Raw genomic sequence first — 10,017 nt, 5'->3', positions numbered from 1 at the left:
GGCCTGGCCCCATCCGCCGCGCCACAGGCGCGCGAGCGCCCAGCGCGCGCCGGCGCGGGCGGCGCTCTCGGCCTCTTCATTGCTGAGCGGGCGGCCCAGGCAGGCGGTGGCCAGCGCCTGGAACAGCGGGCGGCCGCGCGCGTCGGCCATGGCAGATGCGTCCAGCCGCCCCTCTGTCAGCAGGGGCAGGAATCCTTCCTCCAGCTGGGAGAGCGCGCCGAGGTCCACCCCACGCGGGCGGGCGTCGTGCCTGAGCGCGCGCAGCAGGGGCTGCGGCGGGGCGAGGCGGCCGGCGGACAGCTGCTCCAGCTGCTCGCGCCACCAGGCGAGGCGGATTTCCGCCAACATCGGTTCGCGCGCCTCCGCCACCACGCGCATCTGTTCCAGATCATAGGCGTGGATCGCGATCAGCGCCGGGCGGGCGACGGTGGGCGCCCAGAGCACGGACAGCCAGCGCTCGCGGTCGCGCGCCTTCAACTCGGCAGCCTGAGAATCCATTCCGGCCATGGGGGAACGACCTAGCGATCCGGCTTCCCGGCGAACAGCCCCTGATCAGCCGCCGCCCAGGCTTGCCACCCCCACCCGCTCGCGCGAATGGCGCGCCAGCGACTGGATCTGCGCGACTTCGTCGGGATGGGCGGCGGCATAGCGTTCGCGCCCTTGCCGCTTCGCCATCAGCACCAGCCCCAGGTTCGCCGGTTCCAGCCGGACGCCGAAATCGGGATGCCGGCCGGGATCGTCCGCGAGGATCCGGCGCATCACCACCTCGCCCAGCAGCGGGGTGAAGATGGAGGAGTTGCGGTACCATTGCATCTGTCCATCGGGCGATCCGCGCGGGACAGGCTCTGTCGTGATGGAGGAATAGCCGGTGAAATCCCACAGCCGGATCGGGGCGCGGCTGGCGGGGTGATCATTGGCGTCCGCGATCGCCAGCGTCAGATCCGTCAGCCAGCGTTCGTGCACGGGGTAGAGGCCGGCGGCCCGCACGGCCTCCATCTGGTGGGCGTGGACGGGGGCGGTGAAGATATCCACCTCCACGCCTGCGGCCGCCAGTTCGCGGGCGATCCGGCCGAGCTGCTCGACCCGGCGGGGATCATAGTCGAAATCGGCATAGTGCCAGGGCTGCACGAGATAGCTGCGCGCCAGCGCCTCGTTGAAATTCGCCACCGGGGCGGCTTCGCCGGGGGGGCACAGGTGCAGGCCATTGTCATGGTCGCAGCTCTGCGCGCCCGTCAGGTTGGCCTTCAGCGTCTTCAGCGAATCCTTCACCGCCTCGGGGCTGACGAACGACCGCAGCAGCACCAGCGGCATCCGGTCTCCGTCGAAGCCGGATTTTTCGAAATCGCCCACATGGGCGCGATCCGCCTCGAACATGGAAAAGCTGATGCCGATGATCACCCGGCGGGGCGGATCCTCATCCAGCAGAAAGCGGCCGACGGCCACCAGTTCGGGCACCGTCGCATCGCGCAGGGCGGCGTTGTAGGCATCGCGGCGGGCGAGGATCGGCGATTCCGGATCGATGCCGGCCCAGGTGCGGGTGCCCCCCAGGATCACGATGTCGTGATCGGATCGCCACAGCGCGATGGAGCGGGCGACGCGGCCGCCATTGTCCACCCGGTGCGTCTTCTGGGTGTTGACGCCGGGGATCTGCACCAGCCCGGTGATGCCATAGGGATCGACGAGCGCCACGAAGGCGGCGATGGCGGCTGCGGCCAGGGTGGCGGCGGCGGAGGCCCGGAAGGACAGGCGCAGGATCGGCGGGGCCTTACGGGCGAAGGCGTTGACCGGGACTTCGACGCTGCGGCTGCCCTGGAACGCCGGCATGGTCGCATGGCCTTCGGCCGAGATCCCGTCCTGCGTGATCACGCGCACGGCCGTCAGGAACAGGATCTTAAGATCCAGCCACAAAGACCAGTGATCGATATACCAGACATCATAGCGGAAGCGCCGTTCCCACCTGAGCAGGTTGCGGCCGTTCACCTGGGCAAGCCCGGTGATGCCGGGCAACACCTCGTGCCGGCGCGCCTGCTGCGGGCTGTAGAGATCGAGATAGGCGACGAGCAGCGGGCGCGGCCCGACGAGGCTCATCTCGCCCTTCAGCACATTCACCAGCTCCGGCAGCTCATCCAGGCTGGTGGCCCGCAGGAAGCGGCCAAGGCCCGTCATCCGCATATCGTCCTGGTCGCTGCCGTCCGCGCCATCCGTTCCGATCATGGTCCGGAACTTCAGGATGGTGAAGGGGCGGCCGTGCCGGCCGGGGCGTGCCTGCCGGAACAGGATCGGCGTGCCCAGGTGCCACCAGATGGCGGCCGCGATCAGCAGCATCAGGGGGGAAAACAGAATGAGGAGCGCGGCCGCCACGACACGGTCCATCGCGGCCTTGAAGAACCGCGCTGCCTGCAAAGGCGTTCGTCTGCCGCGCAAGGTCAGCCGCCGCAACTGGGCGGCCGGCAGACCCTTTCAGCAGAATAAGGCGTGCTCCGACCCCGCATGCCAGACCCCCATCATGCCCTGCCTGATCGCACAAAGCGGGCGGCGGTGCATTTGTTCATTGGGGTTAGGCCGGGACGGCGGGAAAGGCGGGGGCCGAAGCCCCCATCCCGTTATCGCGTCAGCCGCTTGTATTGCAGCCGGTGCGGGCGTTCGGCGGCGGGGCCCAGCCGGCGCAGCTTGTCGGCCTCGTACATCTCGAAGTTGCCTTCGAACCATTCGACATGGCTGTCGCCTTCGAAGGCGAGGATGTGGGTGGCGAGGCGGTCGAGGAAGAAGCGGTCGTGGCTGATGACGACCGCGCAGCCGGCGAAATTCTCCAGCGCGTCTTCCAGCGCCCGCAGCGTTTCCACGTCGAGGTCGTTGGTCGGTTCGTCGAGCAGCAGGACGTTGCCGCCCTCCTTCAGCATCTTCGCCATGTGGACGCGGTTGCGTTCCCCGCCAGACAGCTGGCCGACCTTCTTCTGCTGGTCCGTGCCCTTGAAGCCGAAGGCGCCGACATAGGCGCGGCTGGACACTTCCTGCTTGCCGAAGCTGAAGCGCTCGTTCCCGCCCGAGACTTCCTCCCACACGGTCCGGTTCGGATCGAGCGCGTCGCGCGACTGGTCCACATAGCCCAGATGCACCGTCTCGCCGATCCGGATGGAGCCGCTGTCGGGCTGTTCCTGGCCGGTGATCATGCGGAACAGCGTGGTCTTGCCCGCGCCGTTCGGGCCGATCACGCCCACGATGCCGCCGGGCGGCAGGGTGAAGCTCAGGTCCTCGAACAGCAGCTTGTCGCCATAGGCCTTGGAAAGGCCCGTCGCCTCGATCACCATGCTGCCCAGCCGTTCCGGGTTGCGGATCAGGATCTGCCGGTCGGAACTGCGCTGGGCGTCCTGCTTTGCCACCAGTTCGTCGAAGGCCTTGATCCGCGCCTTGGACTTGGTCTGCCGCGCCTTCGGGCTGGAACGGATCCATTCCAGCTCCTGGTTGATCGCCTTGGTGCGGCTTTCGCTCTCGCGCTCTTCCTGCGCCATGCGCTTGGCCTTGGCTTCCAGCCAGGCGGAGTAATTGCCTTCGAACGGGATGCCCGCGCCGTAGTAGAGTTCCAGCACCCAGTTCACGACATTGTCGAGGAAGTAGCGGTCGTGGGTGACGAGGATGACGTTGCCCTTGTACTCCTTCAGATGCTGTTCCAGCCAGCTGACGGATTCCGCATCCAGGTGGTTGGTGGGTTCGTCGAGCAGCAGGATGTCGGGCTTTTCCAGCAGCAGCCGGCAGAGCGCGATGCGGCGCTTTTCCCCGCCGGACAGATTTTCGACGCTCCAGTCGCCGGGCGGGCAGCGCAGCGCGTCCATCGCGATTTCCAGCTGGTTGTCGAGCGTCCAGCCGTCCACCGCGTCGATCTTTTCCTGAAGGGTGCCCATCTCCTCCATCAGCTTGTCGAAGTCGGTGTCGTCCTTGGGATCGCCCATTTCCGCCGAGATGGCGTTGAACCGGTCGATCATGTCGGCGATGGGGCGCACCCCGTCCTTCACATTTTCCAGCACCGTCTTCTTCGGATCCAGCTGCGGCTCCTGCGCCAGATAGCCGACGCGCACGCCCTCGCCGGGCCAGGCCTCGCCCTGAAACTCGGTGTCGATCCCCGCCATGATTTTCATCAGCGTGGATTTGCCCGAGCCGTTGATGCCGATGATGGCGATCTTGGCATCCGGGTAGAACTGCAGGTTGATGTTGTTCAGGATCGGCTTGGCGACGCCGGGGAAGGTCTTGGTGAGACCCTTCATCACATAGGAAAATTGCTGGGCCACGGTGGTCCTTGAAGGCTGGGGTCAGGGGAAGTTGCGGCGGGCTTTAGCGCATCGGGCCGCCCGGTTCAAACGGTGCGCCGGTTGCGCCGCGGCTGTCGTCCGGATATGTGTGGCGCGACACCGGACGGAGCAAGGATCGTGGATTTCAATCGCTGACAACCTGAACATCCCCTTCGGGAAAGCGATTGCCCATGTCCGTTACCATCAAACTTTCCGATATCGGCTGGTCCACGCCTGATGGCCGCCCCCTTTTCACGCATCTGAACCTGTCGTTCGGGCCGGGCCTGACGGGCCTGGTCGGCCGCAACGGGGCGGGCAAATCGACGCTGCTGAAGCTGATCGCGGGGGAACTGGCGCCCGAGACCGGGTCCCTATCCGCCCCTGGCCGGATCGGCGTGCTTCGCCAGCAGGTGGCGCCCGTTCCCGGCCAGCGCATCGCCACGCTGTTCGGCGCGGATGCGGCGCTGGCATTGCTGCGTTGGGCCGAAAGCGGGGCTGCCGACGCGGACGAACTGGCGCGCTGCGACTGGCTTCTGGAAAGCCGGATCGAGGCGGCACTGGCCCGTGTGCGGCTGGATATTCCGCTGGAAACGCCCCTCGATCAGCTGTCTGGCGGTCAACGCACGCGCGCGGCACTTGCGGCCCTGCTGTTTGCCGAGCCCGCCTTCCTGCTGCTGGACGAACCGACGAACCATCTGGATGCCGATGGCCGGGCGGCCATCGCGGACATGCTGCGGGACTGGCCGCAGGGGGGTCGGCGCGGGGCTCTTGTCGCCAGCCATGATCGCGCCCTGCTGGAGCGGATGGACATGATCGTGGACCTCAGGGCCGGTGCGGCCACAGTCTATGGCGGCGGCTGGGGCTTCTATCGGGAGCGGCGGGCCGAAGAGATGGCGGCTGCCGGACAGACGCTGGCAGATGCCGGAAAGCTGCTGGCGGGCGCGAAACGGATGGCGCAGCAGAATGCCGAAAGGCAGGCCCGGAGGGACGGCGCGGGAAAGCGAAAGGGAGAGCGGGGCGATATGCCCGCGATCGCCATCGGGCTTCGGAAGAACCGGGCAGAAGGCACGGCGGGCCACGCCGCCCGGACCGCGGAGGCGCGGGTTTCAGCCGCTGCGGACGCGCTGGAGACTGCGCGCGAGCGAATCGAGATCGTGCAGCCCTTGTCCGTCGCCATGCCATCGACCGGCCTGTCCCTCACGCGGCGGGTCGTTGACCTGGAGGGTGTCTCGGCCGGACATACGCCCGGCGTGCCGATCCTGCGCGACATCGATTTTTGCGTGATCGGTCCGGATCGGGTCGCCATCACCGGCCCCAACGGAACCGGCAAGTCCACGCTGCTGGCGCTGCTTGCGGGCAAGCTGACCCCTTTCGCCGGGTGCGCCGCGGTGCATGTGGAGGCCGTGCTGCTGGATCAGGAGGTTTCGCTGCTGGATCCGTCCCTGAGCATCCGCGACAACTTCCGCGCGCGAAATCCGGACGCGACCGAAAATGAAGGCCGCGCCGCGCTCGCCCGCTTCCTCTTCCGGGGCGAGGCCGCCTTGCAGGCCGTGGGCACATTGTCTGGCGGGGAACGGCTGCGAGCCGGCCTTGCCTGCGTGCTGGGTGCAAGCCCGCCACCGCTGCTGCTGCTGGACGAGCCGGGCAATCATCTGGACCTCGACACGCTGGAGGCGGTCGAGGAGGGGCTGTCCGGCTATGACGGTGCGCTGGTGGTGGTGAGCCACGACGAGCGGTTTCTGGAGGCGATCGGGATCAGGCGGCGGTACGCCCTGGGGTGAGCGTTGCCGGCCTATTCGCGCCCTAGACCAGCAGCAGCCGGTTCGGCAGTTCGTCCGGGTTGTCGTCGCGCGGGGGGAAGTGGGTGGCGAGCACGCCGCCGGCCATGGCGATTCCGTCCACGAAGCCCTGGGCGATGTCGCCCCGGCGGATGCCGGCCAGCAGGGCGGCGGCGGTTTCGCCCCAATGTTCATCGGGCACGCGGCGGTAGATTTCCTCGTCGGCGATCACTTCCACCACATGGTCTTCCAGAGAGGCGTGGAGGAGCACGCCGGTCCGGTTCTGGGTGAGGTGAATGCCGCGGGTGAGGAACTGCTTGAGCGCGATTTCATGCACCCGTTCGCGCCGCATGGAGAGCGGGGCGTAGCGCTGGGCGAGCGGGGACCACCAGAGCGCCAGCGTGGCGAGGATCAGCAGGCAGACCTGCGCGAGGGCGTAGATTTCCACTGTCTGCAGGTCCGTCAGCGGTTCGGCCTGCCAGATGCCGGCGAGCGCGGCCCAGGCGCTGGGGCCGAAGCCCGCCATGGTGGAGACGAGCGGCACGACGAAGGCGAAGGCGGCCGCCAGCGCCAGCACCCATTCCACATAGCGGTGCCGTTCGGTGGAGAGCGTGCAGACGATCTCGCCCGAACTGTGCGCCTCGGCCGCCTCGATGGCGGCTGCGATGCGGGCTTCATCCGGCTGGGCGATCATCACCATCCGCCGCTGGCCCCCCCGCCGCCGAAACCGCCGCCGCCGCCGCCGAAGCCGCCGCCGCCACCCCATCCGCCGCCGCCGCCGCCCCAGCCGCCGCCGCCCATGCCGGGGCCCCAGATCACGATCGGGCCGCCGCGCCGGGCGCGCCGCCCGCCCTTCGAGCGGCGCGACGCCATGATCATCCAGATGGCGAGGATGATGAGGAAGAAGATGAGGTTGAAGGGGAAGCCTTCGTCGTCGCCTGCGGCCGCCTGCCGTTCGGCGTTGGCGACATTCTGCGCCGCCTCGTCCGCAGGCAATTCCACCTGTTTCGCGATGGCGTCGAAGCCGGCCAGCACGCCCGCGGGCATGTTGCCGGCCTTGAATTCGGGCAGGATGGCGCGCTGGATGATCACGGAGGAGAGCGCGTCGGTCAGGATGGGTTCCAGGCCATAGCCCACCTCGATCCGCACCCGCCGCTCGTTGGGCGCGACGAGCAGGATGACGCCGTTGTCGCCAGCGGCATTTCCATCCTTGCCGACTTCGCGCTTCTGGCCGATGCCCCAGTGGCGGCCGAGGCGATAGCCATAATCCTCGATCTCATAGCCCTGGAGGCTGGGCACCGTCGCCACCACCAGCTGGGCGGTCGTCTGCTTCTCGATCGCTTCGGACCGGGCGGCGATTTGCGCCTCCACCTCTGGCGGCAGGATGTTGGCGGCGTCCACCACGCGGCCCGTCAGCGCCGGAAACTCCTGCGCCGCGAGCGGCGCGGCGAGGAGCATCAGCATCAGCGCCAGAAGGCGCCGCATCGTCAGAACTTCACTTGCGGCGCTTGCTCGGCGTTCGCGGCGGTGGCCTTGAACGGCTCCTTCGGGGTGGCGCCATAGATGGTCTTGGCGGCGATGATCGAGGGGAATGTGCGGATTTCCACATTATACTGGCGCACCGCCTCGTTATAGTCGCGCCGGGCGACCGAGATGCGGTTTTCCGTGCCTTCCAGCTGCGATTGCAGCGCCAGGAAATTCTGGTCCGACTTCAGCTCGGGATATTTTTCCACCACCACCATCAGGCGCGACAGCGCGGACGACAGGCCATCCTGCGCCTGGCTGAAGGCCGCGACCTTCGCCGGATCTGACAGATCCTGCGCGTTCAGCTGGATCGAGGTGGCCTTCGCGCGCGCCTCCGTCACGCCCACCAGCACATCCTGTTCCTGCTTGGCATAGCCCTGCACGGTGGCGACGAGATTGGGGATCAGGTCTGCCCGGCGCTGATACTGGTTTTCCACTTCCCCCCAGGAGGCGTTCACGCCCTCTTCCTTGGTGGGAATGGAGTTGATGCCGCAGGCGCTGAGCGACAGGGCCGCGACAAGAGGCAGGGCGAGACGGACGATGCGCATGGATAAGACCCCCGGACCTGTGAATTTCCGGCGCGGATAAGGCCCCGAACGCCCTGCGGCGTCAAGAGCGGCGTTGCATCCGGCGGTTTCCGCTTGCGCTTGCGCCGCGGCTGGGTTCATCTGGCGCGGGAACGGAAGAGGGGTCTGCCATGCTCAACGAATTCAAGGCCTTTATTGCCCGGGGCAATGTGCTGGACCTCGCCGTCGGCGTGATCATCGGGGGCGCGTTCGGCACCATCGTGAAGTCGCTGACGGAAGATGTGATCATGCCGCTGCTGTCGTTGGTGACGGGCAGCGCCGACTTCACCGAAAACTATCTGAGGCTGGGGCCGATCCCGGCCGAGCTGCAGGGCAAGGCGGTGGACTATGCCGCGCTGAAGGCGGCGGGCGTCCCCATGCTGGGCTATGGCGCCTTCCTGACGGCGATCATCAACTTCGTGATCCTGGCGTTCGCCGTGTTCCTGATTGTGAAGCATGCCAACCGCTTCTTTGCGAAGAGCGCGCCGGCCGCCGCCGCCCCGGAAACGCCGGAGGATGTGCTGCTGCTGCGCGAGATCCGCGACAGCCTGAAGAAATAGGCCGTGGACCTGCTGATCCGCACGCTGGAGTCCATGCCCCTGTGGCTGCTGGGGGCGAGCTTCTTCGTCATTTTCTGGCTGGCGGCGCTTTCGGGACGCTGGCTGCGCGCCCGGTCGCAACCGGATGACAGCAAGGATCCGGGCCTCATCGTCTCGGCCTCGCTGGGGCTTCTGGCGCTGCTGCTGGGTTTCACGGTTTCGATGGCGGTCGCCCGCTATGACGGCCGGCGGACGGCGACGGTGGACGAGGCCAATGCGATCGGCACCTTCCTCTATCGCACGGACCTGATGCCCGCCGACCTCCGGTCGGCGACGCTCGACGAGCTGGATCGCTATCTGACGGCGCGGATCACCGTGGGCGCACAGGGCGAATCGGCCGACGCGGTGGCCGCCGCGCGGGAGCAGACCGGAAAGGCTGCCGCCCGGATGTGGAGCCATATGATGGAGGTGGGGCCGCGCGTGCCCGACACCGCTGTCCGCATCCTGCTGGTGCAGAGCGCGAACCAGATGTTCGACGCTGCCTCCAGCCGCGACGCCGCGCTGGCCAACCGGCTGCCCGGCACGCTGGTGGTGCTGCTGATCCTGTTTCCCATCGCGAGCCTTGTGCTGATCGGCTATGTCAGCGACCGCAGCGTCGGCGCGCATTTCATGGCCTCGACAGAGCTGATCCTGCTGCTGACGCTGGTTCTGCTGCTGATCGCGGACCTGAACCGGCCGCGATCCGGCACGATCCTGACGCCGATGGGGCCGTTGCTGGATGTCGAGAAGCAGCTGCACGAAACCCGGCTTTCGAGGCCGAGACAATGACCGACACACGAACGAGCAGGAGACAGAGATGCGCCTACAGATTCTCGCCGCCGCAGGGCTTGCCCTCGCCACGATGACGGGGTGCGCCTCGTCCGGGACGCCGGAGACGAAGCCGGCCGCCCCGGCGCCCACGGGCGGCGCCGCGCTGCTGGGGGATGAGTGGAAGGTGTTCGAGATCGGCGGCGCCCCGATCGTCGCTGGCTCCACGCCGTCGATCAAGTTCGAAGACGGCCGCGTGGCCGGCGCCGGCAGCTGCAACCGCTTCATGGGCGGCTACACGGTTTCCGCAGACGGGCTGAAGCTGGAGTTTTCCCAGATGGCGTCCACGATGATGGCCTGCCCCGATCCGCTGATGCAGCAGGAAGGGCTGTTCCTGAAGACGCTGGGCGACGTGAAGAGCTATTCCGTGGCCGCCGATGTGCTGACGCTGTCCACCGCTGATGGGCGGACGATCAAGGCGAAGCGCTGAACTGTGATCGGCGGCGCCCGCCCGGCGGGC

General features: G+C 67.7%; 10 protein-coding genes. 4 read left to right on the top strand and 6 right to left on the bottom strand.

Annotated elements, in window-relative coordinates; all coding sequences use genetic code 11:
- The 3 genes from ACE3O8_RS01750 to ettA form a co-directional block, all read right to left on the bottom strand.
- Window positions 1–498, bottom strand: a 498-nt coding sequence (locus ACE3O8_RS01750; RefSeq protein ID WP_374386137.1) for a squalene/phytoene synthase family protein, incomplete at its 3' end; no start/stop codon positions are given.
- A 54-nt stretch (window positions 499–552) separates the two neighbouring features.
- Window positions 553–2,373 carry a sugar transferase gene (locus ACE3O8_RS01745; protein WP_374386135.1) on the bottom strand — a complete coding sequence of 607 codons (1,821 nt, stop codon included), beginning with the start codon at window positions 2,371–2,373 and terminating at the stop codon, window positions 553–555.
- Window positions 2,374–2,603: 230 nt separating this feature from the next.
- Window positions 2,604–4,283, bottom strand: a complete 1,680-nt coding sequence (ettA, locus tag ACE3O8_RS01740; protein ID WP_374386133.1) for an energy-dependent translational throttle protein EttA — start codon at window positions 4,281–4,283, stop codon at window positions 2,604–2,606.
- Window positions 4,284–4,474: 191 nt separating this feature from the next.
- On the opposite strand from ettA, the gene ACE3O8_RS01735 reads away from it, so the two are divergent.
- Window positions 4,475–6,064: an ABC-F family ATP-binding cassette domain-containing protein gene (locus tag ACE3O8_RS01735; protein WP_374386131.1), complete on the top strand. Its 1,590-nt coding sequence runs from the start codon at window positions 4,475–4,477 to the stop codon at window positions 6,062–6,064.
- A gap of 22 nt (window positions 6,065–6,086) precedes the next feature.
- Here the strand turns inward: ACE3O8_RS01735 and ACE3O8_RS01730 are convergent, their stop codons facing one another.
- The 3 genes from ACE3O8_RS01730 to ACE3O8_RS01720 are packed head-to-tail and all read right to left on the bottom strand — an operon-like array spanning window position 6,087 to window position 8,133.
- Window positions 6,087–6,761: a TPM domain-containing protein gene (locus ACE3O8_RS01730; protein WP_374386129.1), complete on the bottom strand. Its 675-nt coding sequence runs from the start codon at window positions 6,759–6,761 to the stop codon at window positions 6,087–6,089.
- Window positions 6,755–7,546, bottom strand: a complete 792-nt coding sequence (locus ACE3O8_RS01725; RefSeq protein ID WP_374386127.1) for a YgcG family protein — start codon at window positions 7,544–7,546, stop codon at window positions 6,755–6,757. Before ACE3O8_RS01725 ends, ACE3O8_RS01730 begins: the two co-directional genes overlap by 7 nt.
- A gap of 2 nt (window positions 7,547–7,548) precedes the next feature.
- The gene (locus tag ACE3O8_RS01720; RefSeq protein ID WP_374386125.1) at window positions 7,549–8,133 is read right to left on the bottom strand and encodes a LemA family protein; all 585 of its coding nucleotides are present in this window, start codon (window positions 8,131–8,133) and stop codon (window positions 7,549–7,551) included.
- A gap of 149 nt (window positions 8,134–8,282) precedes the next feature.
- Between ACE3O8_RS01720 and mscL the strand changes: the two genes are divergently transcribed.
- Genes mscL through ACE3O8_RS01705 form a run of 3 tightly spaced genes read left to right on the top strand, consistent with a single transcriptional unit; the run spans window position 8,283 to window position 9,987 of the window.
- Entirely contained in the window at window positions 8,283–8,711 is a 429-nt protein-coding gene (gene mscL / locus ACE3O8_RS01715) for a large conductance mechanosensitive channel protein MscL (protein WP_374386123.1), read from the top strand.
- 3 nt (window positions 8,712–8,714) lie between these two features.
- The gene (locus tag ACE3O8_RS01710; RefSeq protein WP_374386121.1) at window positions 8,715–9,518 is read left to right on the top strand and encodes a hypothetical protein; all 804 of its coding nucleotides are present in this window, start codon (window positions 8,715–8,717) and stop codon (window positions 9,516–9,518) included.
- A gap of 28 nt (window positions 9,519–9,546) precedes the next feature.
- A complete protein-coding gene (locus ACE3O8_RS01705; protein ID WP_374386119.1) occupies window positions 9,547–9,987 on the top strand; it encodes an META domain-containing protein in 441 nt (146 codons plus the stop codon).
- Window positions 9,988–10,017: the final 30 nt, after the last annotated feature.

Origin of the sequence: Sandaracinobacter sp., from assembly GCF_041909755.1 — a bacterium.
Classification (GTDB): domain Bacteria; phylum Pseudomonadota; class Alphaproteobacteria; order Sphingomonadales; family Sphingomonadaceae; genus Sandaracinobacteroides.
Note: the sequence above shows the minus strand (reverse complement) of the source record. Positions and strands in the feature narration are given on the sequence as shown.

Coding starts and splice junctions, on each gene's coding strand:
- ACE3O8_RS01720 (WP_374386125.1), bottom strand. CDS start 8,133: ATGCGCATCGTCCGTCTCGCCCTGCCTCTTGTCGCGGCCCTGTCGCTC.
- ACE3O8_RS01735 (WP_374386131.1), top strand. CDS start 4,475: ATGTCCGTTACCATCAAACTTTCCGATATCGGCTGGTCCACGCCTGAT.
- ACE3O8_RS01730 (WP_374386129.1), bottom strand. CDS start 6,761: ATGGTGATGATCGCCCAGCCGGATGAAGCCCGCATCGCAGCCGCCATC.
- ACE3O8_RS01725 (WP_374386127.1), bottom strand. CDS start 7,546: ATGCGGCGCCTTCTGGCGCTGATGCTGATGCTCCTCGCCGCGCCGCTC.
- mscL (WP_374386123.1), top strand. CDS start 8,283: ATGCTCAACGAATTCAAGGCCTTTATTGCCCGGGGCAATGTGCTGGAC.
- ACE3O8_RS01745 (WP_374386135.1), bottom strand. CDS start 2,373: ATGGACCGTGTCGTGGCGGCCGCGCTCCTCATTCTGTTTTCCCCCCTG.
- ACE3O8_RS01705 (WP_374386119.1), top strand. CDS start 9,547: ATGCGCCTACAGATTCTCGCCGCCGCAGGGCTTGCCCTCGCCACGATG.